Origin of the sequence: Xanthomonas sp. (assembly GCF_017163755.1) — a bacterium.
Classification (GTDB): domain Bacteria; phylum Pseudomonadota; class Gammaproteobacteria; order Xanthomonadales; family Xanthomonadaceae; genus Xanthomonas_A.
The window spans coordinates 1-25,815 of the sequence record NZ_JAFIWC010000029.1 but is presented as its reverse complement, the minus strand read 5'-3'; the positions used below and the strand labels follow the sequence as shown (position 1 = coordinate 25,815).

17 protein-coding genes and 1 pseudogene are annotated in these 25,815 nt (G+C 70.2%); 8 read left to right on the top strand and 10 right to left on the bottom strand.

What is annotated here, in order from left to right; translation table 11 throughout:
- Positions 1–5: 5 nt before the first annotated feature.
- Entirely contained in the window at positions 6–815 is an 810-nt protein-coding gene (locus tag JR065_RS17535; protein WP_241093718.1) for an AraC family transcriptional regulator, read from the bottom strand.
- Positions 816–893: 78 nt separating this feature from the next.
- Between JR065_RS17535 and JR065_RS17530 the strand changes: the two genes are divergently transcribed.
- Together JR065_RS17530 and JR065_RS17525 are read left to right on the top strand one after the other, a co-directional pair.
- Complete coding sequence (locus JR065_RS17530; protein ID WP_206235636.1) at positions 894–2,108, top strand: MFS transporter; 1,215 nt, start codon at positions 894–896, stop codon at positions 2,106–2,108.
- A 76-nt stretch (positions 2,109–2,184) separates the two neighbouring features.
- The gene (locus tag JR065_RS17525) at positions 2,185–3,069 is read left to right on the top strand and encodes an AraC family transcriptional regulator (RefSeq protein ID WP_241093715.1); all 885 of its coding nucleotides are present in this window, start codon (positions 2,185–2,187) and stop codon (positions 3,067–3,069) included.
- An 84-nt stretch (positions 3,070–3,153) separates the two neighbouring features.
- Here the strand turns inward: JR065_RS17525 and ybaL are convergent, their stop codons facing one another.
- On the bottom strand, positions 3,154–4,845 hold the full coding sequence (gene ybaL / locus JR065_RS17520; protein ID WP_206235633.1) for a YbaL family putative K(+) efflux transporter: 1,692 nt from the start codon (positions 4,843–4,845) through the stop codon (positions 3,154–3,156).
- Between the two features lie 215 nt (positions 4,846–5,060).
- Positions 5,061–5,279: pseudogene (locus JR065_RS17515) on the bottom strand (inositol monophosphatase family protein); the annotation flags it as partial.
- Positions 5,280–5,638: 359 nt separating this feature from the next.
- On the opposite strand from JR065_RS17515, the gene JR065_RS17510 reads away from it, so the two are divergent.
- Entirely contained in the window at positions 5,639–7,153 is a 1,515-nt protein-coding gene (locus JR065_RS17510; protein ID WP_206235631.1) for an MASE1 domain-containing protein, read from the top strand.
- On the opposite strand, the gene JR065_RS17505 is transcribed toward JR065_RS17510, so the two are convergent.
- The 4 genes from JR065_RS17505 to JR065_RS17490 all read right to left on the bottom strand — a co-directional run bounded on the left by JR065_RS17505 (position 7,143) and on the right by JR065_RS17490 (position 13,992).
- Positions 7,143–7,574 (bottom strand): hypothetical protein, encoded by a 432-nt coding sequence (locus tag JR065_RS17505; protein WP_206235630.1) that lies wholly within the window; start codon positions 7,572–7,574, stop codon positions 7,143–7,145. The genes JR065_RS17510 and JR065_RS17505 overlap by 11 nt on opposite strands.
- Before the next feature lie 676 nt (positions 7,575–8,250).
- A complete protein-coding gene (locus tag JR065_RS17500; protein WP_206235628.1) occupies positions 8,251–10,641 on the bottom strand; it encodes a TonB-dependent receptor plug domain-containing protein in 2,391 nt (796 codons plus the stop codon).
- A gap of 391 nt (positions 10,642–11,032) precedes the next feature.
- Entirely contained in the window at positions 11,033–11,458 is a 426-nt protein-coding gene (locus tag JR065_RS17495) for a VOC family protein (protein ID WP_206235627.1), read from the bottom strand.
- 143 nt (positions 11,459–11,601) lie between these two features.
- Positions 11,602–13,992, bottom strand: coding sequence for a TonB-dependent receptor plug domain-containing protein (locus JR065_RS17490; protein WP_206235625.1), 2,391 nt, complete (start codon positions 13,990–13,992; stop codon positions 11,602–11,604).
- A gap of 198 nt (positions 13,993–14,190) precedes the next feature.
- On the opposite strand from JR065_RS17490, the gene JR065_RS17485 reads away from it, so the two are divergent.
- Positions 14,191–16,047, top strand: a complete 1,857-nt coding sequence (locus JR065_RS17485; protein WP_206235624.1) for an ABC-F family ATP-binding cassette domain-containing protein — start codon at positions 14,191–14,193, stop codon at positions 16,045–16,047.
- A 99-nt stretch (positions 16,048–16,146) separates the two neighbouring features.
- Positions 16,147–16,653, top strand: a complete 507-nt coding sequence (locus tag JR065_RS17480; protein ID WP_206235623.1) for a YcxB family protein — start codon at positions 16,147–16,149, stop codon at positions 16,651–16,653.
- A 295-nt stretch (positions 16,654–16,948) separates the two neighbouring features.
- Here JR065_RS17480 and ampR read toward each other — a convergent pair whose 3' ends face one another.
- Positions 16,949–17,827, bottom strand: coding sequence for a LysR family transcriptional regulator AmpR (gene ampR, locus JR065_RS17475; protein ID WP_206235621.1), 879 nt, complete (start codon positions 17,825–17,827; stop codon positions 16,949–16,951).
- Between the two features lie 98 nt (positions 17,828–17,925).
- Here ampR and bla point away from each other — a divergent pair, with 98 nt between their 5' ends.
- From bla to JR065_RS17460, 3 genes are all read left to right on the top strand, one after another.
- Complete coding sequence (gene bla, locus JR065_RS17470; RefSeq protein WP_206235620.1) at positions 17,926–18,816, top strand: class A beta-lactamase; 891 nt, start codon at positions 17,926–17,928, stop codon at positions 18,814–18,816.
- A 482-nt stretch (positions 18,817–19,298) separates the two neighbouring features.
- Positions 19,299–20,675: a HAMP domain-containing sensor histidine kinase gene (locus tag JR065_RS17465; RefSeq protein ID WP_206235618.1), complete on the top strand. Its 1,377-nt coding sequence runs from the start codon at positions 19,299–19,301 to the stop codon at positions 20,673–20,675.
- The gene (locus JR065_RS17460) at positions 20,672–20,881 is read left to right on the top strand and encodes an antitoxin Xre/MbcA/ParS toxin-binding domain-containing protein (protein WP_206235617.1); all 210 of its coding nucleotides are present in this window, start codon (positions 20,672–20,674) and stop codon (positions 20,879–20,881) included. The genes JR065_RS17465 and JR065_RS17460 overlap by 4 nt, the downstream gene beginning before the upstream one ends.
- A gap of 31 nt (positions 20,882–20,912) precedes the next feature.
- Here JR065_RS17460 and JR065_RS17455 read toward each other — a convergent pair whose 3' ends face one another.
- Together JR065_RS17455 and JR065_RS17450 are read right to left on the bottom strand one after the other, a co-directional pair.
- Positions 20,913–23,066 (bottom strand): phosphocholine-specific phospholipase C, encoded by a 2,154-nt coding sequence (locus JR065_RS17455; protein WP_206235615.1) that lies wholly within the window; start codon positions 23,064–23,066, stop codon positions 20,913–20,915.
- Between the two features lie 90 nt (positions 23,067–23,156).
- On the bottom strand, positions 23,157–25,547 hold the full coding sequence (locus JR065_RS17450; protein ID WP_206235613.1) for a TonB-dependent receptor domain-containing protein: 2,391 nt from the start codon (positions 25,545–25,547) through the stop codon (positions 23,157–23,159).
- Positions 25,548–25,815: the final 268 nt, after the last annotated feature.

The following is a 25,815-nucleotide window of genomic DNA, read 5'->3' as shown; positions in this document are numbered from 1 at the left end:
CGCGATCAGCCGAAGAAGCGGCTGGGCGGCTGGCCGAACTGGCGCCGGAACATCGCCGTGAACGCGCTCGGGCTGTCGTAGCCGAGCTCGACCGCCACGTCGATGACGCGGTCGCCGGCGGCCAGCCGTTCCAGCCCGCGCAACAGCCGCACCTGCTGCCGCCATTGGCCGAAGGTCATGCCGAGTTCGCGCCGGAACAGGCGCTGGATCGTCTTGACGTCCAGGCGCAGGCGCAACGCCCAGTCCTGCAGCGTGCGCGCGTCGGCCGGGTCGGCCTCCAGCGCCGCGCAGACCGCCAGCAGCCGCGCGTCGCGCGGCTGCGGCAGGTGCAGCGGCAACGCGGGCAGGGCGTGCAGCTCGTCGAGGATCAGCCGCATCAGCCGCCCGTCGCGCGAGTCCGGCGCGTGGTCCCACGGGATCGGCGCCGCGCTGCGGATCAGTTCGGCCAGCAGCGGCTTCACCTCCACCACCGCCGGTTGCGCCGGCATGCGCTCGATCGCCTCCGGGCGCACGTAGAGGCTGCGCATCTGCAGCGCGCCGATGCTGCGCACCGCGTGCTCGGTGCCGGCCGGCATCCACAGCGCGCGCGTGCTCGGCACCACCCAGCGCCCCTGGCCGGACATCACCACCATCAGCCCGTGCATCGCGTAGACCAGCTGGTGGCGGGCATGGCGATGCGGCGCGATGTAGGTGTCGGGCGGATAGTCGACCGCCTTGCAGACCACGTCGGCCGGCGCGCTGTCCACGCCCGACGCCAGCGCCGGGGAGAGGGTGACGATGCCCTTTTCGCGATGCTTGCTGGCCATATCTCGCAGGAAGGTCGTGTCGGCGCACCCTACCATGCGTCGCTCGCCCGTCGGGCGCCGGCCGTCGCCCCTGGAGCCTGCGATTCCATGTCCACCGTGAGTACTCCCGTTCCCGCCGCGCGCCGCCCGGTCGCGGTCGGCATCCTGGTCGCGATCACCTCCTCGCACCTGATCAACGACATGATGCAGTCGCTGATCCTGGCGCTGTATCCGATCCTCAAGGGCCAGTTCCAGCTCAGCTTCGCCCAGGTGGGCCTGATCACGCTGACCTACCAGTTGACCGCCTCGCTGTTCCAGCCGCTGATCGGGCTGCGCACCGACCGCCGGCCGGCGCCGTATTCGTTGCCGCTGGGCATGGGGTCCACGCTGTGCGGGCTGCTGCTGCTGGCCTATGCGCCGAGCTTTGCGATGGTGCTGCTGGCCGCGGCGCTGGTCGGCGTGGGCTCGGCGATCTTCCATCCGGAGTCGTCGCGGATCGCGCGGCTGGCCTCGGGCGGCCGGCACGGGATGGCGCAGTCGGTGTTCCAGGTCGGCGGCAACGCCGGCACCGCGCTCGGGCCGCTGATCGCCGCGGCGGTGATCGTGCCCAACGGCCAGCACAGCGTGGCCTGGTTCGGCGGCGCCGCGCTGCTCGGCATCGGCCTGCTGTCCTATGTCGGCCGCTGGTATGCGCTGCACCTGCATGCCGCGCGCGCCACGCCGCGTCCCGCACCCGCCGCGGCGCCGCTGCCGCGGGCGATGGTGACGCGGATCATCGCGATCCTGCTGGTGCTGATCTTCTCCAAGTACTTCTACATCGCCGGCATCAGCAGCTACTACACCTTCTACCTGATCCACCGCTTCGGCGTGTCGGTGCAGAGCGCGCAGCTGCACCTATTCGCGTTCCTGCTCGCCTCGGCGGCCGGCACCGTGATCGGCGGGCCGGTCGGCGACCGCATCGGGCGCAAGCCGGTGATCTGGGCCTCGATCCTGGGCGTGGCGCCGTTCGCGCTGGCGCTGCCGTACGTGGGGCTGCACTGGGCCACGGCGCTGACCGTGGTGATCGGCTTCGTGCTGTCCTCGGCGTTCTCGGCGATCCTGGTGTACGCGCAGGAGATGATGCCCAGCCGCATCGGCACCGTGTCGGGGCTGTTCTTCGGCTTCGCCTTCGGCATGGGCGGGCTGGGCGCGGCGGTGCTCGGCCTGCTGGCCGACCGCGCCGGCATCGAGTTCGTCTACCAGGCCATGTCCTTCCTGCCGCTGCTCGGGATCGTGGCGGCGCTGCTGCCGGGACGGCGCGCGGCGCCGCCGGGCAGGCCTTAGCGCGATCGCGCAAGATCGGGACCGCCGTGCGGCCGCCGCCATGGGAGGCTGCGGTCCTCGCCTACCGGAGCCCGCCATGAACCTCGCCGCACGCCACGCCTATGCACGCGCCATCGAGCGCGTCGTCGCCCACCTGCAGAAGGCGGTGCAGGACAACGCGCCGCTGCCGGACCTGGCCGAGCTGGCGGCGGTGGCGCACCTGTCGCCGTTCCATTTCCACCGCATCTACCGCGCGCTGACCGGCGAGACGGTCGGCCGGACCGTCGCCCGGCTGCGCCTGCTGCGCGCGCTGCAGCTGTTGGGCGGCACCGCGCGACCGGTCACCGAGGTGGCGCTGGCGGTGGGCTACGAGACCTCGCAGGCGCTGGCGCGCGCATTCCGGCAGGCGCTGGATGCCACCCCGAGCGAACTGCGCGCCGCGCCGGAACGGCTGCAGGCCAAGCAGCGCGAGCTGGCGCAGCCGGCGGTGGCGGCCGACGCCGCGGCGCCGCTGCAGGTCAGCGTGCAGACCCTGGCGCCGTTCGAGCTGGTGGTGCTGCGCAAGCGCGGCGCCTTCGACGATCTCGACCGCGGCTTCGGCCGGCTGTTCGCCTGGGCGATGCGCGCCGGCATCGCCGAGCGCCTGGAGCGGCTGGTGGGCATCCCGCTGGGCGACCACCGCGACCTGCCGCCGCGCGACCTGGAATTCGACTGCGCGATGGGATTCGCCGCGGCGGTCGATCCGCCGCCGCCGCTGCAGCGGCGCGTGCTCGGCGGCGGCCTGTACGCGGTGCTGCGCCACGTCGGCCCCTACCACGAGCTGGACGCCGAGGTGGACCGGTTGATCGCCGGGTGGCTGCCGGGCAGCGGCCATCTGCTGCGCGATCAGCCGCTGCACTTCCACTACCTGGACGATCCGGAGGAGGTCCCGGCGTCCATCCTGCGCGCGGACATCTGCGTGCCGGTGCAGGCGGCCGGATGACGGCGGCGAACGCCGCGCGGCATCGCCGGGATCCCCGGTCCTGCCACCCGCGCGACAGCCGCGGCGCGCAGGGACGATCCGACCCTAGATCGGCGCGGCCTGCTTGCGCAGCGCGCGGTACGGCGGGGTGGACATCACCATCTCCGCCAGCGAGTAGGCCAGCTCGCGCTCGGCCATCACCGTGCCGTCGGCGCCGTGTTCCAGCAGGTGCTTCACTTCCGCATCGCTGTGCGCGCGCGCGAGCAGGGTCAGCGACGGATTGAGCGCGCGCAGCTTGGCCAGCGCTTCGCCGGCCTCCAGCGGCTGCGGGATCGCCAGGATCGCGATCTTGGCCTTCTCCGGATGCGCCTCGGCCAGCACCTTGTCGGCGGCGGCGCTGCCGCGGATGCCGGGGATGCCGTCGGCGTGCGCGCGCTCGACGTGGTCGCGGTTGTCGTCGATCACCAGCACCGGCACGCCGCGCTCGCGCAGCACCGCGGCCAGCGCGCTGCCGACCCGGCCGTAGCCGATCACGATGGCGTGGTCGGCCAGGTCCAGCGACGGGCCCGGCGGCAGTTCCGCTTCCACCGTCACCGGCGCCTCGAGCGCCTGCCGCGCCTGCCAGCGGTCCAGCCAGGTGAACAGCAGCGGGTTGGCGATGATCGACAGCAGCGCGCCGGCCAGGATCAGGTCGCGCCCGGTTTCCGGCAGGATCGCCAGGCTCACCCCGAGCCCGGCGAGGATGAAGGAGAATTCGCCGATCTGCGCCAGGCTGGTGGAGATGGTCAGCGCGATGCCGGTGGGGTGGCCGAACGCGCGCACGATCACGAACGCGGCCAGCGACTTGCCCACGGTGATGGTCAGGAACGTCGCCAGCACCTGCCACGGGTGCTCGAGCAGGATGCGCGGATCGAACAGCATGCCCACCGAGACGAAGAACAGCACCGCGAACGCGTCGCGCAGCGGCAGCGAGTCGCTGGCCGCCTTATGGCTGAGCTCGGATTCCTTCAGCAGCATGCCGGCGAAGAACGCGCCAAGCGCGAACGACACCCCGAACAGCGTGGCCGAGCCGAACGCCACGCCCAGCGCGATCGCCAGCACCGACAGCGTGAACAGCTCGCGCGAGCCGGTCGCAGCGACCCGCTCCAGCGTCCACGGGATCACCCGGCGGCCGACCACCAGCATCACCACCACGAACGCGGCCATCTTCAGCAAGGTGATGCCCAGCGCGGCCAGGATCGAGCCGGCGCTGCCGCCCTCGCTCTTGCCGCCCAGCGCATCGGCCAGCGCCGGCAGCAGCACCAGCGCCAGCACCATCACCAGGTCCTCGACGATCAGCCAGCCGACCGCGATGCGGCCGCGCTGGGTCTCCAGCAGGCGCCGCTCCTCCATCGCGCGCAGCAGCACCACGGTGCTGGCCACCGACAGCGCCAGGCCGAACACCAGCCCGTGCAGCGTCGGCCAGCCCATGCTGTAGGCCAGGCCCCAGCCGAGCAGGGTGGCGACCGCGATCTGCGCCAGCGCGCCGGGGATCGCGATCCACTTCACTTCCATCAGGTCTTCGAGCGAGAAATGCAGCCCGACGCCGAACATCAGCAGCATCACCCCCAGCTCCGACAGCTGGTTGGCCAGCGCCTGGTCGGCGACGAAGCCCGGGGTGAACGGGCCGACGCAGATGCCTGCGATCAGATAGCCGACCAGCGGCGACAGCTTCAGGCGATGGGCGAGCGTGCCGAGGATGAAGGCGAGCGCGAGGCCGACGGCGATGATGTCGATGAGGCTGGTGTCGTGATGCATTCAGATTCGCTGGCTAGATGAGCCCGGAGTTTCGCCGATGGGGCAGGTATCGGGCAAATCGCGGTGCGCTTCGCCCGGCATGCGAACGGCCCGTGGACGCGGGAAGGCGGCGGCGGTCTTCGTGTCGTCAAGCCGCCGGCTGCACCGGCGGACGTCTCATCGGGGCCACAGGGCATGGCCGGTCTGGCGGCAGTGGCTGGGTTTGGGGAAGGGCGGCGCCCGTCGGCCAGGGCCTGGACCACGCCGGGCACCGGCGCGCCCTGGTGGATCAGCGCGATGGTGACGCTGAACTCGCCGTTGCGCTTGACGAACCCGCGGGTGCCGTCGAGCGGGTCCATCAGCCAGTAGCTGGTCCAGTGCTGGCGGGTGTCCCACGCGATCGCCGCCGATTCCTCGGACAGCACCGCCAGGTCGGGGGAAAATCGCTCCAGGCCTCCTCGTCTGGCGTACCGTCTGCAGGTACCGGAAACGCCGCCCGATTGCAGTCAAGCCGCACCGCTCCTGCCCGGCCGGGGCAGGCCGACGTCATCGCGGCGGCGGAGCGTCGGCGAAGCGCCGTAGGCCCCGTACCGCAGCCCTTCTCAATGCTGCGTGATACGCCGAGCGTCCAAAATCGTGCCGTGGGTGATACATGACGAGTGGGATGCCTGTCCCAGCGCGCGCGAAATTCCCCGCAAACCCCTGTCGTACAAGGCATTGCCGCCGCCGCGCACTCGGCAAACTGTCTACTGTGCGGGTTCGCGGCGTGATGTATGTTTGCGCCAATTGGGCATCCTGCCAAGGATAAGGTGGCATGGCTACACTGAAAAAAATCGCCGGCGGCATCCTTCTGAGTGCGGGTTACTGCGCGCTCTACATGCTCGTATGGCGCTGGTCGGTGGACCAATGGTTCCTTCCGGCAGGGGTGCGCGCGGCCGCGTTGCTGTTCCTGCCTTACCGGCTCTGGCCCTATGTGCTGCTGGGCGATGCGGCCGCATTGCTGGCGATGCGCGTGCCGATGGCCAACCACAACGGCGTGAGCGAGTTGTGGGCGTATCTGAGCCCGTTCCTGGTGGCGCCGTTGTTCGCGCTGTTGCCGTGGACCTTCCGCAGCCGGTTTCCCGCCTCTTCGGCCGTGCAGCGCTGGTTGCCGTTGCTCACCGTGGGCCTGGCGGTATGGGGCCTGCTGGTCAACAAGGCGGTCAACGCGATGTTGGAGGGCCCCGCCGCATTCATTACATTGGAACACAGCGTCAGATACGGGATCGGCAGCTATCTGGGCATCCTGATGTTCGTGCTGCCGACCTTGCTCTGGCTGCGTCGCAAGGCCGACAAATCCCTGCCCAGCAAATTGCTGCGCGACTGCGCGATCGCGGTTCTCGCCGTGGCAGGCATCTTCGCACTGGCCATGGCCACGCCGGGGCTGCTGCACCAGTTCATATTGCTGATGCTGCTGGTGCCGGGGGTCTGGCTGACGCTGTCGCACGGTTGGCGCGGCTCGGCGGTAGGGGTGGTGCTGGCCAACCTGGCGGTCGCCATGTCGCTGCCGCGCTCGAACTATGCGGGCGCCTACGATCAGCAGGGATTCGATGTGCAAATGCTGATTGCCGTCGCCGCGACGATCCTGTTCGTGCTCGGCTCGAAGATTTCCAGCGCCTTCCGGCAAGCGCGGCACCTTGGCTATGCCGAGCAGCAGGCGCTGCAGGTGGCGCAGGCCAGCTACATGTCCGCCGAGCGCACGCTGCGCAACCGGGTGATCGAGTACACCGACATCCATACCCATCTCAACAAGCTCAGCCGCGACATCGCCTCCTCGCTGAAGGAACGCGGCCACTACGCCGCGGCCATGGAGATGAACCGTACCGGGGTGATCCAGACGCAGCTGCTGGACGACTATGTCGCCGCGCTATATCCGCTGGACATCGAGACCCAGGGGCTCTACGGCGCGTTGAAGTCCATCGCCTTCGCCAATGCCTGCGACACCGAGGTGGAGACGCGGCTGCGCGGCGAATCCCGGCAGCTGTCGATCGGCCTGCAACTGGCGGCGTATCGCTGCGTGCTCAATGCGATGGAGATGCTGCCGCGCAGCGGCCGGCATCGGATCACGGCGCGCGTGTGGAAAGGGCGGGGCCGGCGCGGCCTGCTGGTGACGATCGCCGCCGATCCGGCGCTTTTGCTCGGCGGCAGCGCAAGCAAGAGCGTGGACGAGATCGAGTGGGAGTTGGCGAGCCGGCTGAAAGCCCATGACGGCCTTTGCCGGCGCCGTCATGAGCTGAAGATCAGTTTCCTTGTCTCCGAACCGTCGGAGCGGCGCCCGGTCACTTCTTGATGGTGACGGTCCACGCATCGCCGTTGGCGGTGCTGGACTTCTGCACGGTGAAGTAGCGCGCATCGTAGAGCACGGTGCCGCGGCTCGGGTCCAGCGTGTCGACGATGCTGACCCGATCCACGTCCTTGCCCATCGGAGTCACCCAGGCGGTGTTTTCGATGCGTGCCACTGCCGCGCGGACCTGCCCGGTGGCGTCGTTGATCTGCAGGTAGGTGACCCCGCCGCGCTCGAACTGATAGACGCTTACGGCCGGGTTGGTCGACAGGTCGGTTGCGGCCGGCATGCTTTCGCCCAGGCCCTGTGTCGCGATGTGGTTGCCACCGCCGGTGGGGCAGCAGGTTTGCGCGTAGGCGTTCGTCGTCAGCGCCAAACACAGCAGTGCACCGGATGCCAGCAGTGTGGTTCTCGTGGTCTGCGTCATAGCTGTTTCCTTTCCCTGTTCAGGGAGCTAGCCTGCCGTTCAGGCGCCACCACATTACGCGAATCGGCCGCCACGCCTGTTGACAAATGCAGGCCATGATTATGTCCGCGCGGACATCGCGATTAAGTCGTTCATGAATCAAGCGCCGTGTTCCACGCCGAAAAACGATTGTGCGGGACTTGCAGGCTCTATACGGTGCTCGCGATTCATTCGTGCCGACGGGGAATGACCGCTTCGTTTCGACGTCATTGGGAACAGAATCTCGGGTATGTCGCTTGCCGCGGCCACTGAGAGCGATTTCAGTCCGATAACGAAGCAGTCGGCTTTCCGGCTCCCGGTACCGTAGCAGCCGTTCCATCCGAGCCGGGCAGGGGCGACAAGCGCGAGACAGGCTCGGCGCATTCGGTTAGGCGAGGAGTTCAACGGACAGCGGGAAACCCGTCGCGACCTGACTGCCCCGCCGCCTTCGCCGGAGTCATTGCCGACACGTTCCAGATTGGCGCGCGTGCCTGGCGCGCTAGAACCAACCGTGCGCGTTGCTGTTTCAACAGGACGACAGGTTCATCGCGCCGCTCCTGCATTGGCGCGACGGTCCCTGCAATGGGAAAAGCCCCGGGCGTGCGCCGAGGCTTTTCTGCTCAGGCCGGCAGCATCGACTGGCGCCGCCCAGCCGGGCTCACCATTTGTAGTTGACGTTGGCGTAGGCGAACGCGCCGTTGAAGCCGAACGGCGAGGAAGTGCTGTACGGCAAGTAGGTACGGGTGCCGGCGCCGGCGCGCGACTGGTCGGGGTATTCGTCGAGCACGTTGTCGCCGCCGATGGTGAAGTCCCAGTTGCCCAGCTTGTAGCTGGCCGCCAGGTCCAGCGTCCATTTCGCCGCGTAGGTCTGGTCGGCGGCCGGGGTGGTGCCGAAGTCGGTGAACTGGCCCCAGCGCGTGGCGGTGGCGGTGAATGCCCAGTTGCCCGGCGCCCACACGCTGCTGAGGAAGAACTTGTCGCGCGGCGAACCCTTGGTGATACGGCCGATCTCGGCGCGGCCGATGCGCACCGCGGTCGGGTCGATCGCCTCCAGCACCGCCGGGTTGTCGGCGATCTTCTCGATCTCGGTCTTGTTGTAGTTGTAGCCGGCGGTCAGATCCAGGTTGCTGTTGCTCAGCGCGATCTTGTAGGTGCCGACCGCGTCCACGCCCTGGGTCTTGGTGTCGATGGCGTTGGTGAAGTAGCGGCCGCCGCCGATGCCGGCGTAGCCGTTGGCCTGCAGGTAGTTGCGCACCGCGGTGGAGGTCAGGTTCTCCGACAGCACGATGCGGTCGTCGATGTCGATGCGGTAGGCATCGACGGTGATGTACAGCGCCTCGACCGGCTGCAGCACCAGGCCCAGGCCGTAGTTCTTGGACTTCTCCGGCTTCAGCGGCTCGGCGCCGAGCGCGACCGCGGCCGGGTTGTCGGTGCGGAAGGTGCCGATCTCGAACGGCGTGGCGGTGATGCTGCCATCGGGCTGGGTGACGTTGATGAAGTTGGTGGCGATGGACTGGAAATACTGCTGCTGCAGCGACGGCGCACGGAAGCCGGTGGAGGCGGTGGCGCGCAGCGCGATCTTGTCGGTGAAGGCATAGCGCAGCGACAGCTTGCCGGTGCTGGTGTCGCCGAAATCGCTGTAGTTCTCGTAGCGCCCGGCCAGGCCGGCGGAGAGCTTGTCGGTGATGTCGCCTTCCAGATCGACGTAGGCCGAATAGCTGTTGCGGTCGTAGTGACCCGAATCGCTGGGCTTGAAGCCGGCGTAGACCTGCGCGCCCGGCAGCAGCGTGCCGTTGGCCGAGGGCACCCCGCCGTTGAGGTAGGAGGCCACGTCGCCGGGCGATTCGTTGAACTTCTCGCCGCGCCACTCGCCGCCGAAGGCCAGCGTCACCGGATAGGCCAGGCCGATCTCCAGCGACTTGCTGAAGTCGGCGTTGAGCAGGTTCTGGGTGACTTCCAGCGAACCTGCATAGAAGTCGGTGGGGCTGCTCAGGCCCATGCTGTTGTTGAGGCTGTTCTTGACCTCGAAGCTGAGATTGTTGCGGCCGTAGTTGTAGCTGATGTCTATGCCCAGCCCGCCCTCGGTGCTGGTCTTGAAGCCGCCGACCCAGGAGATGTCCTTGCTGACGTTGTAGATCTGCGGCAGGAAGCCGTCGGGATAGATCTCCGGGCGGTTGCGGTTGTCGCCGGACCAGCGGAAGTAGCCGTTGGACAGCACCTCGCGGCGGCTGAGCATGCCGTAGGAATAGAACGTCAGGTACTCGGCCGGGCTGTACTGGCCGTTGTAGGAGAACGCGCCCTGGTCGATGTCCGGGTCGCCGTAGCGCTGTTGCACTTCGCCAAGATACGGCTTGGCGCGATCGGTCTGGTCCTGGTGGCCGGCCTGCGCAGCGAAATGCACGCTGCCGGCCTCGCCGAACCTGACCCCGGCATCGCCGGACAGCTGGTACTGCTCGCCGTCGCCGGCGCTGTACTGGCCGTAGCGCGCGGCGATGCTGCCGCCGTCGCCGCTGCCCTTGAGCACGATGTTGATGACGCCGGCGATGGCGTCGGAGCCGTATTGCGCCGAGGCGCCATCGCGCAGCACCTCGATGCGCTCGACCGCGGCGATCGGGATGGTGTTGAGGTCGGCCGGCGACGAGCCGCGGCCCTGCGCGCCGTTGAGGTTGACCAGCGCGGTGGTGTGGTAGCGCTTGCCGTTGACCAGCACCAGCACCTGGTCCGGCGACAGGCCGCGCAACTGCGCTGGACGCACTGCGTCCGAGCCGTCGGTGATCGCCGGGCGCGGGAAGTTCAGCGACGGCACCGCCCGCGACAGCGCGGTGGCCAGTTCGGTGGTGCCGGTGGACTGCAGCATCTCCGGCGAGATGATGTCGATCGGCGATGCGGATTCGGCGACGGTGCGATCGGCCACGCGGGTGCCGGTGACGATGATGGTGTCCAGCGTCTGCGCGCTGGCGGAGCCGGAGCTTTGGGCGGATGCGGGCGCGGCGGTGACGGCTAGCGCGATGGCGACGGCGGTAGCGAGGGGACTGGGCGTGCGTGGCATGCGTGACGACTCCGAGTGGGGAATGAGGGCACCGCAGCGGACCCCTCCCGAGCCGCGGCGTGTTGCGGCAACTGCGGTGCTGTCGCAACGAGTAACCCGAAGCGCATCCGATGTCAATTTTTAGTTAAAGTTGCGCTTGCAACCGTCATCGTTCCTGTGCTTGACGTCACGGGCTGCGCCTTGCCAAGCGCCGGCATGGGCCGCCTGGCGTGCCGACAGCGACATGCCGATGCCTCGCAAGATCCTGATCGCGCCGATCATGGCCTGGAGATCGCACGCCAGGTGGTCGCCCTGTACACGCTCCGGCCGTCGTCGCGGTCCTTCCGGCTGCATCGCGCGTCCGCTTGCTTCGATGGCGGCAGGCGCGCTTGGTCCAGCGCGTGCGGCCAGTTCAGAAGGCGATCTGCACCGCGTCGGCGCTGCGTTGCGCGGGCCCGTGGTACACCGCCTCGAGGTTGTTGCCGTCCGGATCGAGCACGAACGCGGCGTAGTAGCCGGGATGGTACGGACGCAGCCCCGGCGCGCCGTTGTCGCGCCCGCCGTGGGCCAGCGCGGTGCGGTGGAAGGCATCGACCATCGCGCGGTCGCGCGCCTGGAACGCGAGGTGGTGGCGTCCGGTCAGCTCGCCCTGCGCCAGCGTGTCGCGGTCGGACACGAACAGTTCGTCGGCCCAGAAATAGCCCTCGCCCTGGCCGCCGAGCGGGATGCCCAGCTCGCCGAGCACGGCGGTGTAGAACGCCTGGCTCGCCTGCAGGTCGCGCACCACCAGCTGCAGGTGGTCGATCAGGCGCCCGCGGTACAGTCGCTCGGTTTCCATGTGCATCGCTCCGCCGAAGGAAGATGGCGCGTGTGATACCACCGTTTTCACCCTGATTTGTTCAGGTGGCGTAGACGCGCCGGCGCATGGCGCGAAACGACAACGCCCCGGACTGGCCGGGGCGTCGTCGTGGTGCGTGAAGCCTACCAGCGGTAGTTGATCCGCCCGTACACGTAGGCGCCGTTGAAGCCGTACGGCGAGTAGTTGCTGTACGGCAGCATGCCGTAGGTGGAATTGATCAGGTTGGTGGTCTTGTCCGGGTATTCGTCCAGCAGGTTGTCCGCGCCCAGGGTCAGGGTCCAGTTGCCGCTGGGCTTGAAGCTGGCCGAGGCATCCACCACCCAGTTGGCGTCGTAGGTCTGGTCGCGCGCGGCGCTGGCGGAGTTGCGCACGGTGAAATCGCCGTAGCGCGTGGCGGCCAGGTTGAAGTCCCAGTGCTGCAGCTTCCAGGTGCCGCTGAGGATGATCTTGTCCTTCGGGAAGCTGTCCTCCAGCCGGCCGACCTCGTCGCGGCCCAGGATGGTCTGGGTCGAGCCGATGTCCGCCAGCGCCTGCGGCTGCTCGACCGCGCGGGTGATCTCGGTCTTGCTGTAGCCGTAGCTGGCGGTGAGGTCCAGCGCGCTGGCCGCGAACGGGATCGTGTAGGTGCCGACCAGGTCGACGCCGCGGGTGCGGGTGTCGGCGGCGTTGGTGAAGTAGCGCACGCTGGTCACGTTGGCGTAGCCCAGGCCCTGCAACTGCGCCAGCACGGCGGCGTCGTTGAGGTTGGACGAGAGCAGGATGCGGTCGTCGATCTTGATCTGGTACGCGTCCAGGGTCACGTACAGGCGTTCGACCGGCTGCAGCACCAGGCCCAGGCTGTAGGACAGCGAGGTCTCGGCCTTCAGCGGGGTGGCGCCCAGGGCCTGGGCCACCGGGCTGTCCACCGGGAAGGTGCCCGATTCGAAGAAGCTGCCGTTGATGTAGCTGCTGGTGACCGCCTGGTATTGCTGCTGCGCCAGCGACGGGGCGCGGAAGCCGCTGGCCACGGTGCCGCGCAGCGCCACCTGGTCGGTGAACGCGTAGCGTGCGGACAGCTTGCCCGAGCTCTTGCTGCCGAAGTCCGAGTAGTCCTCGTAGCGGCCGGTGAGGCCGGCGGAGAACTTGTCGGTGAAGTCGGCTTCCAGCCCGGCGTAGACGGCGTAGTTGTGGCGGTCCGAATGCACGGCGTTGGCCGGCGAGAAGCCGGCGAAGCCCTGCGCGCCGCCGGTGGTGCCGGTGTAGGAGGCCGGCTCGCCCGGCGACTGGTTCCATTTCTCCTGGCGGTACTCGGCGCCGAAGGACAGCGTCACCGGATAGGCCAGGCCCCACTCCAGCGGCTGGGTGAAGTCGGCGTTGACGATGTTCTGGGTGTACTCCAGCGCGCCGTCGTAGAAGCTGCTCGGGCTGTCGGCGCCCAGGCTGTAGTTGATGCTGTTGCGGGTGTTGAAGTCGATCTTGTTGTAGCCGTAGTTGTAGCTCACGTCCCAGCCGAAGCCGCCTTCGGTGCTGCCCTTGAGCCCGGCCACCAGCGAGCGGTCCTTGGAGTACTGGTTGATCTGCGGCACGTAACCGTCGGGATAGGTCTGCGCCAGCAGCGCGCTCTGCCCGCTGTGGTTGCGCGAGCGGTAGAACGCGAAGGAGGTGATGTCGCGGTTGCTGGCGAGGGCGGTGGCGTAGCCGGTGACGTTGTCGCTGAAGCGGAACTCGCCGTTGGCCGAGACCGCGGTGGCGTCGACCTGCGGGTCGCCGTAGACGAAGGTGGTCTGGCCGATGCCGGGATAGTTGCCGGTGTTCGGCGCGACGCCCTGGTAGGGGCCGGCGCGGTTGGTCTCGTCCTGCTGGCTGATCTGGCCGGCCACGTGCAGGCTGCCGCGTCCGTCGCCGAAGCCGACCCCGGCGTCGCCGGAGAGCTGGTACTTCCCGCCGTCGCCGGCCGAGTACTGGCCGTAGTCGGCCGCCAGGCTGCCGCCTTCGCTGGCGCCCTTGAGCACGATGTTGATGACCCCGGCGATGGCGTCGGAGCCGTACTGCGCCGAGGCGCCGTCGCGCAGCACTTCCACGCGTTCGATCGCCGCGATCGGGATCGCGTTGATGTCCACCGCCGAGGCGCCGCGGCCGATGCTGCCGTTGACGTTGATCTGCGCGGAGGTGTGGCGGCGCTTGCCGTTGACCAGCACCAGCACCTGGTCCGGCGACAGCCCGCGCAGCTGCGCCGGGCGGATGCCGCTGGTGCCGTCGGTCAGCGCCGGGCGCGGGAAGTTCAGCGAGGGCAGCGCGCGCGACAGCGCGGTGGCCAGCTCGGAGGTGCCGGTGGACTGCAGCGCTTCGGGGGTGATGATGTCGATCGGCGACTGCGATTCGGCGACGGTGCGGTCGCTGACCCGGGTGCCGGTGACGATGACGGTGTCCAGCGTGCTTGGCGTCGCCGCGGTGTCGGCGCTCTGGGCGAAGGCGGGAACGCCGGCGAGGGCCGCGACGACGGCGATCGCGAGCCGGGAAACAGGGTGATTCATGAACTCTCCAATACAGCGGGCGGGCCTCTGAGGGCCCGATGGGGGCGGAACGGCGGCGCTGCGGCGAAGACCGCGAGAAGGGGCCGGGAGGGTGGCCCGCGCACGCCTGAGCGTCAATTATTCGTTAACGGTAGAATCGTGTCCCAGGAAGCATGCTCATCTGCATATTCCCAACGGTTCTTTGGACGCTCTCCCCCGATGATTTCGCTACGTAATTTCGCCATGCGCCGCGGCGAGCGGCTGCTGTTGTCCAACGTCGATCTGACCCTGCATGCCGGCTACCGCGTCGGCGTGGTCGGGCGTAACGGCACCGGCAAATCGAGCCTGTTCGCGGCGATCCGCGGCGAACTGGAGGCCGACAAGGGCGACGTGGAGCTGCCCGGCAAGCTGCGCATCGCCAGCGTCGCGCAGGAGACGCCGTCGCTGCCCGACCCGGCGTTGGACTTCGTGCTCGGTGGCGACACCGACGTGGCCGCCGCGCTGCAGGCCGAGGCCGACGCGCTGGCCGCCGAGGACTGGGAGGCGGTGGCCGCCGCGCATGTGCGCCTGGAAGAGGTCGGCGGTTACGACGGCACCGCGCGCGCCGGCAAGCTGCTGCACGGCCTGGGCTTCCCCGCGGCGACCCATTCGCGCGCGGTGCAGGACTTCTCCGGCGGCTGGCGGGTGCGGCTGAACCTGGCGCGGGCGCTGATGATGCCTTCGGACCTGCTGCTGCTCGACGAGCCGACCAACCACCTGGACATGGACGCGGTGCTGTGGCTGGAACAGTGGCTGCTGAAGTACCCCGGCACGCTGCTGCTGATCAGCCACGACCGCGAGTTCCTCGACAACGTCGCCACCCACACCCTGCACCTGCATGGCGGCGGCGCCAAGCTGTACGTCGGCGGCTATACCGATTTCGAGCGCCAGCGCACCGAGCAGCTGCGCCAGCAGCAGATCGCGCACGAGAAGGAACAGGCCGAGCGCGCCCACCTGCAGAGCTTCATCGACCGCTTCAAGGCCCAGGCCAGCAAGGCCAGCCAGGCGCAGAGCCGGATGAAGCGGCTGGCGAAGATGGCCGGCACCGAGGCGGTGCGCGCCGAGCGCGAGTTCCGCATCGAGTTCGCGCAGCCCAACCGCCTGCCGCATTCGCTGATCCGCCTCAACCACGCCGATTGCGGCTACGGCAGCGAGGTGATCCTGCGCCAGGCCGGCTTCGGCCTGGAGGCGGGCGACCGCATCGGCCTGCTCGGCCCCAACGGCGCCGGCAAGTCGACCCTGGTCAAGAGCCTGGTCGGCGAGATCCCGCTGCTCAGCGGCGAGCGCAGCGCGCACCCGGACCTGCGCATCGGCTATTTCGCCCAGCACACGGTGGAGTCGCTGCACGAAGGGCAGTCGCCGATCGACCATTTCCGCGACCTCTCGCCGGACGCGTCGATCCAGTCCTTCCGCGACTTCCTCGGCAAGTGGAACTTCCCCGGCGACCGCGCTTTCGAGGTGGTCGACGGCTTCTCCGGCGGCGAGCGCGCGCGCCTGGCGCTGGCGCTGATCGCCTGGCAGCAGCCCAACGTGCTGCTGCTCGACGAGCCGACCAACCACCTGGACCTGGAGATGCGCGAGGCGCTGGCCGAGGCCTTGAGCGACTTCGAAGGCGCGATCGTGATGGTCTCGCACGACCGCCACCTGATCGGCCTGGTCTGCGACACCTTCTGGCGCGTGGCCGACGGCGTGGTCGAGCCGTTCGCCGGCGACCTGGACGAATACGCCGCGTGGCTGCGCAGTCGCCCGGCCGCGCAGGGCACCAAGCAGAAGATGGCCGAGGTCGCGCCGACCCCGCCGCCGCCGGTCAAGCCGCTGCCGGCGAAGAAGCCGCCGAACCCGCACAAGCTCGCCGCCGCCGAGAAGCGCGTCGGCGAGCTTGAGGCGGCGCTGGCCGAGCTCGATCGCCAGCTGGCCGACCCCAAGCACTACGCCGATGCCGAAAAGATGGCGGTGCTGGGCCGCGACCGCGAAGCCACCGCGCAGCAGCTGGCGCAGGCCGAGCAGAGCTGGCTGGAGCTGATCGAAGGGGCGTAGGCGGTCCGAAGCGGCGCCGCGGCGGGCTGCCGCTGACGCCGCGCGCACGCCGGTTCGCTAAGCTGTGTGGCGCGAGGCGAGCGGACCACGGAGCCAGTCATGATCAGCGGCATCATCAGCGCGGACGACCATCTGGCGGCGCAACGCCTGCACACCCGGCACCAGCTGCGGCGCGTCTTGTCGGTGATGGCGGCCATGCTGCTGGTCGGGCTGGCGCTGTTGCTGGTGCTGGGGCCCGAGGGCAGGGTGTTCGGCGTCTTGCTGATCGGTGCCGTGGTCGGCGGCCTGGTCGGTCTTGGCGTCACGCGTGCGTGGATACTGCCGCGCAAGGTGCGGCGACTGCACGCGCAGCAGGCCACGCTGCGGCATGTCGTCACCTATGTCTGGGACGAGACCGACATACAGGTCTCGTGGTCGGGCGGACAGTCGCGCCGCCCCTGGTCCGATTTCGTCCGCTATCGCGAGGACGCGCAGGTAGTGCTGCTGTATCACAACGACATGTTGTTCGAGGTGGTGCCCGTGGCCTGGTTCGCCGATGCCGCGCAGCGCGACGAATTCAGGCGCCTGGCGTCGCGGGTGGGAACCGCCGCACCGGTCGTCGTGTAGCTGCCGGCGGGCGGGCGCCTGCGGCGCGTGCGCCCCGGACGACGTGTGCGGGGCAGCGTAGAACACGCGCCTGTGGTATCGGTACCGGCGTCCGCCGCCATCGCGCTAGAGCATCGGCTGATGCACCGGCCGTGCGGCTGGCCGCTCCGGCGAAAATGGCAGTAGCCGATGTTTCGGCATGCCTTGGCCGTTGCGGTGGCCCCCCCCCCGGCGTTAGCGGCGCCTGCCTTGCCCCGCGGCCGCCGGCAAGCGTAGCGGCCTGCGCTTTGCGGATACGGCTGCGCCGGCGCCGCGCTCAATCCGTCGCACGCTGCCGTTCGGCCAGCAGCCATTCGCGCAGGCGGCGCCCGGCATCGCTTTCGGCGCGCGAGCGCAGGCGGGTGAGCCAGTAGCGGCCAAGGTCGATGCGCACCGGGAACGGGCACACCAGGCGGCCGGCATCCAGGTCCTGGGCGAACAGCGGCAGTGGCAGCAAGGCTACGCCGGCGCCCGCCGCCGCGGCGCTGGCCAGGGTCAGCGACGAATCGCAGATCGGCCCGCTGGCGAGTACCTCCGGGGCGCCGGCGGCCTGCAGCCAGCGTGGCCACTCGTCCAGCCGGTAGGAGCGCAGCAGCGGCACGCCGCCCAGGTCGGCCGGGGTGCGCAGCGCGCGCGCCAGCGCCGGCGCGCATACCGGCGCGAACGCCGCGTCCAGGATCGGCGTGGCGCACTGGCCCTGCCAGTCGCCATCGCCGAAGCGGATCGCCAGGTCCAGGCCCTCGCCGGCCAGGTCGACCCGGTTGTTGTGGGTATGCACGCGCAGTTCGATGCCCGGATGCGCGGCGTGGAAGGCGTCCAGTCGCGGCAGCAGCCAACCCACGGCGTAGGTGCCGACCACGCCGATGCTCAGCGTCTCGCGGTAGCGGCCGCCGGCGAAGCGCTGCAGGGTCGCGGCGATGCGGTCGAAGGCCTCGGTCAGCACCGGGTGCAGGCGCAGGCCTTCGTCGGTCAGTGCCACCCCGCGCGGCAGGCGCTGGAACAGGACCACGCCCAGGCGTTCCTCCAGCCGCTTGATCTGGTGGCTCAGCGCGGCCTGGGTGACGCACAGTTCGGCCGCCGCGCGGGTCAGGTTCTGGTGCCGCGCGGCGGCCTCGAAGGCGCGCAGGGCGTTCAACGGCAATGGCGGGCGGATCATCGGAAGGCATCAATTCTGCTCATGACTCCGATTGAATAACCTCGCTGGTGGCCGGCGGTCAAGCTGCGCATGATCGGCGCTTCGGACGGAGGTGGACGATGCTGGCGAGACGACGATTCCTACAGGGCATGGGGCTGGCGGTGGCGGCGCTGGCCGCGGGCGGGGCAAGCGCGAAATCCACGAAAGACGGGGTTCAGACGCTGTCGCAGCGGCTGGCCGAGATCGAGCGCCGCGCGGCCGGGCGACTGGGGGTGACGCTGCTCGACGGCAGCGGCCAGGTGCTGGGCGGGCAGCGCCAGGACGAGCGCTTCCCGATGTGCAGCACCTTCAAATTTCTATTGGCGGCGGCGGTGCTGCAGCGGGTCGATCGCGGGGAGCTGGCGCTGGAGCGGCGCGTGCCGGTCCGCGCAGCGGACATGGTGTCGCACGCGCCGGTCACCGAGCGCCATGTCGGCGGCGACCTGAGCGTGGTCGAGCTGTGCCGGGCGACGATGATCTTCAGCGACAACCCGGCGGCCAACCTGCTGCTGCCGCTGGTCGGCGACCCGCCCGGGCTGACGCGCTTCCTGCGCGCGCTCGGCGACACGCAGACCCGCTCGGACCGCAACGAGCCGACGATGAACCAGTTCGCCATGGGCGACCCGCGCGACACCACCACCCCGGCGGCGATGGCCGCGACCATGCGCGCGCTGCTGCTCGGCGACGCGTTGCTGCCGGCCTCGCGGCAACGCATGACCGGGTGGTTGATCGACAACCGCACCGGCGACGATTGCCTGCGCGCCGGCCTGCCGCCGGACTGGAAGATCGGCGACAAGACCGGCAGCAACGGCACCGACACCCGCAACGACATCGCCATCGTGTGGCCGCCGGGCCGGCGCGCGCCGCTGCTGCTGACCGCCTATCTCAACGGCGCCCAGGTCGACAGCGCGGCGCGCGACGCGGCGCTCAAGGCGGTGGCGGTCGCGGTGCGCGAGACCCTGGCGGGCTGAGCGTTCGCGTGCTGCCGCGTCCGGCGGGGCCATGCGCGACGCGTCGCGCATGGTCTGCGGCACCGCCGGTAAGTGACGCGTAAGGAGAATGCCGCGACACTCGCGGCCTCTCCTTCGCCCGGTCGCTCCAGCGCATGCCGTCGCTGCCACTCATCCGCGTCCTGCCAAGCTGTCGTGTCCGCCGCCCGCGCGGGCACCGGGGCATGAGGGATGCCTGCGTCCGGACGGGCAGCCACGGTCCATCGGCGGCTGGACGCAGCGGCTCGGGTCCCGTGCCGCTTGGCGCAAGCCCGAGTTCGTGTGCCGACCGCCGCTGCCACCTCGGCGCTCGCCCCTGGTCGTGGAGGAATGCAAAAGCGCGAGCGGGCAACGGCACGCACGGGATCGTGCCGCTCGAAGGGGGCCTGCGCGGTGGGCCGGCGCATCGAACGCGACCGTGCGCGGGATGCGCGTGCCGGGCACCGATCTGAAAGAATACGGCCATGCGCCTGCTGCCCCCGATGCCCCGTAGCCTGACCTTCCGGCTGATGTTGGCGGCGCTGGCCGGCATGGCCGCCGCGGTCGTGGCGGTGGCGATCCTGTTTCCGTTGACCGCTGCGTTTACGTCGCTGTACGACAGCGAGTTGGCCGAGCATGCCGACGACGTCGCCAACGGCCTGCGGGTGACTGCGGAGGGTGCCTCCGTGCACCTGACCCCGCGCAACGCCCTGTCCTACGAAGCCTTGCTCAAGGACACCGCCTACTGGGTCACCGATGCCGCCGGGCGCACCGCCGCGCAGAGCACCGAAGGCACCGCGCTCACCGTGTTGCGGCGACTGCCGCCGGACGTGCGCGAGTTCTCGCTGCCCAACCCGGGCGAGGACATCCTGTTGCGGGTGGCGACGCGGCACGTGCGCCAGGCGGGGCAGGACTACACGGTGCGGGTGGCGCGCAGCAGCCGCATGGTGAGCACGCTCAACGACTACGAGAACCGCCTGTACCTGCGCGCAGGCCTGGTCGTGATGGCGATCGCGCTGGGCGTGTTCTGCGCGGTGGTGTACTTCACCGTCGAGCGCATGCTGCGGCCGTTGCGCCGCGCCTCGGAGGCCGCGGCGCATATCGAACCGCGCAACCTGTCGGCGCGGCTGCGCGTGGACGGCGTGCCCACCGAGCTGAAGCCGCTGATCGAGGCGTTCAATGCGGCGCTGGCGCGGCTGGAAGCCGGTTACCGGGTGCAGCAGGAGTTCCTGGCCGCCGCGGCGCACGAGCTGAAGACCCCGCTCGCGCTGCTGCGCGCCGAGATCGAACTGGGCGGCGGCTCCAACCGCGAGATGCTGCTGCGCGATACCGACCTGATGGCGCGCCAGGTCCACCAGCTGCTGCACCTGGCCGAGGTCAGCGAGGGCCACAACTACCGGGTCGCCGCCATCGATCCGCGCGAGGTGGCCACCGACGCGGCCGCCTACCTGGCGCGGCTGGCCGAGCGCCGCGGCAACGAACTGGTGCTGCAACTCGAACGCGAGCCCGGGAACGCCCTGCAGGCCGACGCCGGCGCGTTGTTCGTGCTGGTCAAGAACCTGTTGGAGAACGCGCTGCAGCATTCCCCGCCCGGCGCCACGGTCACCCTGTGGCTGGGCGACGATGCGCTGCGCGTGACCGACACCGGACCGGGCGTCGCCGCGGCCGAGCGGGCCTCGCTGTTCAAGCGCTTCTGGCGCGGACCGCGCAGCGAAGGCGCCGGGCTGGGCCTGGCCATCTGCCGCGAGATCGCCGATGCGCACGGCTGGGACATCCGGTTGTGCGAGGACGCCGGCGCGGCGGGGGCGAGCTTCGAATTGCGTTTCGAGCGGACGGCGTCCGTCACGGCGGCTCCGGCATGACCCAGGCCGCAGACGCCGCGCTGCATTCGCGCGTGCTCGCGCTCGCCGGCCGCCTGGAGCGCTGCCCCGAGCGCGTGCGGGAGTGGTATCGGCACGACCCGATCCGCGCGTTCGGCGGGCGTACCGCGGCGCAGATGGTCGGGCAGGGCGAAGGCGAGCGCGTGCTCGCCTTCCTGTCGGCCATCGTCGAGGCCGACGGCCGCTGAGGGCGGCGACGACGCGGCGCGGGGCCGCGCCTCAGTCCAGCACCGGTTCGCCGCTCACCTCGGCCTGGTACAGCCGCGCCGCGCCGCCCAGCTCGGGATCGGTCAGGCCGGGGCGGCCGGTTTCCACGCGCCCGGCCAGGCGCTGGCGGCCGCCATCGGCGTGCAGCAGCCACAGGTCGTACCAGCCGGCGCTCGGCGCGGCCGGCCAGCGATGTTCGGCCACCGCGCCCGGGGCGACCTCCAGTTCCAGCGTCGGCATCGCCTCGGCATAGGCACCGGGCCGCACCCGCACGCGCTGCGCCTGCGCGCCGTCGTGGCGCACGCGCAGGCGCAGCGCGTGCGGGTCGTCGCCGGCGCTGTCCACGTCGGCGACCAGGGCCACGGCGTCGCCACGCCCCTGGTAGTGACGGTGGAAGCCGTTGGGGCCGAGCAGCCACAGGTCGTAGCGGCCCTCGCGCAGCGGCCAGCGTGCTTCGAGCGGCCTCGTCCCGGCCACGGTGTAGCGGCGCGGGATCGCGTGCAGGTCGAGCCGGTCGTAGGCGTGCAGCACCGCCGCGGCGCCGGGATTGTCCAGCTGCAGCGCCACCTCGGCGCCCGCGGCGTGGTGCTGCAGGCGGGTGCGCAGGCGGTACGGCAGCGCGCGCGAGGGCCGGCTGCCGCGCGCCTGCTGCGGCGGCGCGAGCGCATGCGGCAGCGGCGGGGTGGTGTGTTCGCGCAGCGCCGCGGCGCGCGCGGCCGCATCGGCGGTCGCCGGCAACGCGGCGAAGAACGGGCGCGTGTCGGCCTGGCGGAAATCGAACGCATCGACCAGGTCGCCGCACACCGCGCGCCGCCACCGGCTCAGGCTGGGCGCGGCGACGCCGAAGCGGCGCTCGAGCAGGCGCAGCACCGAGGTGTGGTCGTAGACCTGCGAGTCGATCCAGCCGCCGCGGCTCCACGGCGAGATCACGTACATCGGCACCCGCGGCCCCAGGCCGTAGGGGCGGCCGCGCAGCTCGGGCAGGTCGGCCTTCTCGTCGCCCGGCGCCGGATGCAGGTGGTATTCGCCGTCGGTGGCCACGGCCGAGGCGCCGGCCCAGCCGCCGCGCGCGGCGGGATCGGGCGAGGGCGGCGCCGGCGGCGGCACGTGGTCGAAGAAGCCGTCGTTCTCGTCGAACATCAGCAGCAGCGCGGTGCGTGCCCAGACCTTGGGGTCGGCGGTCAGCGCATCGAGTACCCGCGCGGTGTAGGCCGCGCCTTGGGCGGGGCTGGACGGATCCGGATGCTCGCTGCCGGCGGCGTCGGCGATGACGAAGCTCACCGCCGGCAGCCGCGCGGCGAGCACGTCCTGGCGCAGTTGCGCCAGCCCGCGCGTGCCGACCCCGCGCTCGCGCAGCTGCGGATCGTGGCCGGGCGCGCCGCGCCAGGCGGCGCGGAACGGGGCGAAACCGGCCAGCGGGTTGTCGGTGAAGTTGTCGGCCATGTCCTGGTAGATCTGCCAGGACACGCCGGCCTGCTGCAGCGCCTCGACGTAGCTGCGCCAGCGGTAGTCGTCGGGATGGCCGCCCAGTTCGGGAAAGTTGTCGTGCGAGTTGGCGATCACCGGGCCGCCGCCGCGCGCGTGCGGATCGTTGTGGCCGGTCCACAGGAACACGCGGTTGGGGTTGGTGCCGGCCTGGATCGCGCAGTGGTACGCGTCGCACAGGGTGAAGGCCTCGGCCAGCGCGAACTGGAACGGCAGGTCGCCGCGCTCGTAGTGGGCCAGTGCATGGTCGTGCTTGGCCGCGGCCCAATGGCCCATGCGGCCGTGGTCCCACGCGTGCTGCGCGTTGGGCCAGGTATGCGGGGTGCCGGCCACGCGCATGGTGCCGAAGTCGCGCGCGGTATGCAGCGGGAACGGCGCCAGCAGCCGCGTGCCGTCCTCGCTCGGCTGCAGCCAGACGCTGCGCGGCGCGACGCCGGGCAGCGGCGGGGCCGGGATCGGGAAGCGGTCGCCGAAGCCGCGCACCCCGGCCAGGGTGCCGAAGTAGTGGTCGAACGCGCGGTTCTCCTGCATCAGGATCACCACGTGCTGCAGGTCCTGCAGGGTGCCGCTGCGCACGTCCGGGGCGATCGCCGCGGCGCGGGCGATGCTGGGCGGCAGCAGCGCGGCGGCCGCGCCGGCGACGCCGGCCCGGAGCAGGCGGCGGCGGGGAAGATCGATCATGGCGCGGGCACCGGCTGTGCGATGGGGCGAGGTGTCGTCGCCGGCGGCGCGATGGCCGCCGGCGAAGGCGTCAGCATGGCCGCTGCGCGGTCACAGATCCAGCGTCAGGGTCAGGCCGACCGTGCGCGGCGCGGCGATGAACGCGTTGTCGCTGCCGTCCACGCCTTCCAGGTAGCGCTTGTCGGTGAGGTTGCTGACGTTGAGGTCCAGCTTCATGCCTTTGAGCTGTGCCGACAACTCCGACAGGCTCAGGCCCAGGTGCGCGTTGAAGGTGGTGACCCCGTCCAGGCTGCGCGTGTTGGAGGCATCTAGGTAGCGCTTGCCGAGGTAGCGCCCGGAGACGCCGAACGCCCAGGCCTGGCCCTGCCAGTCAGCCGAGGCCACCAGCGTGGTGCGCGGCTGCCCGATCACCTGCGAGCCCGGGTCGATCTCCAGCGCGGCGTCGCGCTCGGCGTCGCCGCTGCCCAGGTAGGTCGCCTTGTTGTAGGTGTAGGCGCCGTTGATCCGCCAGCCGTTGTCCCAGCCGTAGCCCAGCGCCGCTTCCACGCCGCGCGCGTGCACGCCGCCGAAGTTCTGGTACACGCCGTCGGTCTCGCCGAGATAGTCGATGCCGTCGACGAAGCTGGCCGGCACGTAGACGATGCGGTTGTCGAAGCGGATGTCGTACAGGGTCACGCTGCCGGTCAGCGGCCAGCGGCTGACGCGCAGGCCCAGCTCGATGTTGTCGGCGGTTTCCGGCTTGACCCGGCTCAGCGCCACCGGATCGGTCTCGCCGAGCACGCCGGAGGGAATCGCGGCGAAGTTCTGCGAGTAGCCGGCGAAGACCTCCATGCCCTTGACCGGGGTGGTCCAGGTCAGGCCGGCGGACAGCAGCGGGTCGGAGTGCGAATCGGATTCGACGTGTTCGCTGGCGCCGATGCGGCGATCGCGGGTCTGGTCGACGAAGAACTGCTTGACACCCACGCGCCAGGCGAAATCGCCGTAGCGCATCATGTCCTCGACGTAGTACATGCGCTCGTCGGTGTCGTAGCGGTCCTTGAACTGCACCCAGTACGGGCTGTGGTCGAAGGCGATGTTGGTGCCGACGTTGAGCAGCCGGTGCCAGTCGCGGGTGACGCTGCGCTGGTATTTCTCCAGCCACACGCCGGCGCGCACGGTGTTGTCGATCGCGCCGAGGGCGGCGCGCCATTCGGCATCGGCGGTGAAGCCGGCGCGGTCGTTGTCGTAGTGGCTGTGGCGGTAGGACTGCACCGGCGTGGAGCCGGCCGGGTAGCAGGCCGGGCTGGATTCGGCCGGCACGCCGGCGCTGCCGCTGCAGCCGGCGATCATCGTGGCCGCCGCGCCGGACGGGGTGACGAAGTAGATCTTGCCCAGGTCGCCGCCGCCGTAGACGGTGCGCCCGCCTGCGTATTCGGACTCGGGGCGGCCGGCGCCGTCGGCGGTCACGTCCACCAGGTACGGCGGGATCCAGTCGCCGCGCCCTTCCATGCGGTGCGCGTAGCCGGCGAGGGTGGCCTTGAAGCCGTTGCCGCCGTCGAACGCGCCGCGCAGGTAGCCGAAGGTGTTCTTGCGCAGCGCGCGCGAGCCGGAGCGGTAGTTCTGATCCAGGTAGGGGATGCCGGTCAGCGTGCCGGTCAGCAGGTCGTGCTCGGGATCGCGCGCGAACTGCTCGGGAGTGACGCTGGTGTATTCGGACTCGTCGGCATCGTCGTAGGACAGGTAGCCGCTGAGCTTCCATGCGCCCAGGTCGCTGTTGAACTTGCCGGCCAGGTGGTCGCGGGTGGTGTGGCCGCTGCCGTCGATCCAGTCGTCGTTGCTGCTGTGCGAGGCGCTGATCCAGGCCTTGGTGGTGCCGAGCAGGCCGGTGTCGTAGCGCGCGTAGTACTTGCGCGCGTCGTTGTCGCCGATGCCGGCGGCCAGGCGCACGCGCTGCTCGTCCAGCGGCTCGCCGGTCAGGTAGTTGAGCGTGCCGCCGAGCGCTTCGTTCGAGCGCGAGGCGATGTCGGCGGTGCCCTGGCTGACTTCCACCGTCTCCAGGTCGAGCATGTCGATGAAGCGGTTGGCCTTGGCGCCGCCGCCATAGCCCGAGCCGCCGTTGGGCAGGCCATCGATGGTGGTGCCGATCTGCTGGGTGTCGCGGTTGCTGACGAAGCCGCGCATGCTGATCTGCGTGCCCCAGTCGGACGAGCCGAACGCGTCGGCTTCGGTCACCACCACGCCGGGCAGCTCGTTGAGCACGTCGTTGACGCTGCCCATCGCGAACTGGCGGTCGAGCATCTCCTTGCTGACGCTGGTCTTGGCGTAGGTGGTGGCCTGGCCGACCACCTGCACCTGGTCCAGCGTGGAGACCTGCTCGCCCGCCGCGGCGGGCGCCGCGGCAGCCTCGGCGTCGCTGGCCGCTTGGACGTGGGCGACCATTGCTGACAGCAGCAGGGCCAGCGTGGTCCGCCGCGGGACACGGAAACTTTTCGGAAAATTCATCAAGGGTGAACGCTTGCGTGTGGGGGATCGTGATGGTGTCGACACTGGGTTGCGTGCGTGTGACTGTGGGTCTGCGGCCCGGTGTGCATGCTGCAAGATGCGGTGCGCCGTTCCTTCTCCCATCGGGAGGAGGTGGCCCGTAGGGCCGGATGAGGGTACGGGCGAAGCCTCGTGCACTCAGCTCAGCGAGTCGCTTTTGCGCCGTACCCTCACCCCAACCCCTCTCCCGGTGGGAGAGGGGCTAAGGCACGCCGCGGCTGTTCCTTCT

Coding starts and splice junctions, on each gene's coding strand:
- JR065_RS17530 (WP_206235636.1), top strand. CDS start 894: ATGTCCACCGTGAGTACTCCCGTTCCCGCCGCGCGCCGCCCGGTCGCG.
- JR065_RS17525 (WP_241093715.1), top strand. CDS start 2,185: ATGAACCTCGCCGCACGCCACGCCTATGCACGCGCCATCGAGCGCGTC.
- ybaL (WP_206235633.1), bottom strand. CDS start 4,845: ATGCATCACGACACCAGCCTCATCGACATCATCGCCGTCGGCCTCGCG.
- JR065_RS17510 (WP_206235631.1), top strand. CDS start 5,639: ATGGCTACACTGAAAAAAATCGCCGGCGGCATCCTTCTGAGTGCGGGT.
- JR065_RS17505 (WP_206235630.1), bottom strand. CDS start 7,574: ATGACGCAGACCACGAGAACCACACTGCTGGCATCCGGTGCACTGCTG.
- JR065_RS17500 (WP_206235628.1), bottom strand. CDS start 10,641: ATGCCACGCACGCCCAGTCCCCTCGCTACCGCCGTCGCCATCGCGCTA.
- JR065_RS17495 (WP_206235627.1), bottom strand. CDS start 11,458: ATGGAAACCGAGCGACTGTACCGCGGGCGCCTGATCGACCACCTGCAG.
- JR065_RS17490 (WP_206235625.1), bottom strand. CDS start 13,992: ATGAATCACCCTGTTTCCCGGCTCGCGATCGCCGTCGTCGCGGCCCTC.
- JR065_RS17485 (WP_206235624.1), top strand. CDS start 14,191: ATGATTTCGCTACGTAATTTCGCCATGCGCCGCGGCGAGCGGCTGCTG.
- JR065_RS17480 (WP_206235623.1), top strand. CDS start 16,147: ATGATCAGCGGCATCATCAGCGCGGACGACCATCTGGCGGCGCAACGC.
- ampR (WP_206235621.1), bottom strand. CDS start 17,827: ATGATCCGCCCGCCATTGCCGTTGAACGCCCTGCGCGCCTTCGAGGCC.
- bla (WP_206235620.1), top strand. CDS start 17,926: ATGCTGGCGAGACGACGATTCCTACAGGGCATGGGGCTGGCGGTGGCG.
- JR065_RS17465 (WP_206235618.1), top strand. CDS start 19,299: ATGCGCCTGCTGCCCCCGATGCCCCGTAGCCTGACCTTCCGGCTGATG.
- JR065_RS17460 (WP_206235617.1), top strand. CDS start 20,672: ATGACCCAGGCCGCAGACGCCGCGCTGCATTCGCGCGTGCTCGCGCTC.
- JR065_RS17455 (WP_206235615.1), bottom strand. CDS start 23,066: ATGATCGATCTTCCCCGCCGCCGCCTGCTCCGGGCCGGCGTCGCCGGC.
- JR065_RS17450 (WP_206235613.1), bottom strand. CDS start 25,547: ATGAATTTTCCGAAAAGTTTCCGTGTCCCGCGGCGGACCACGCTGGCC.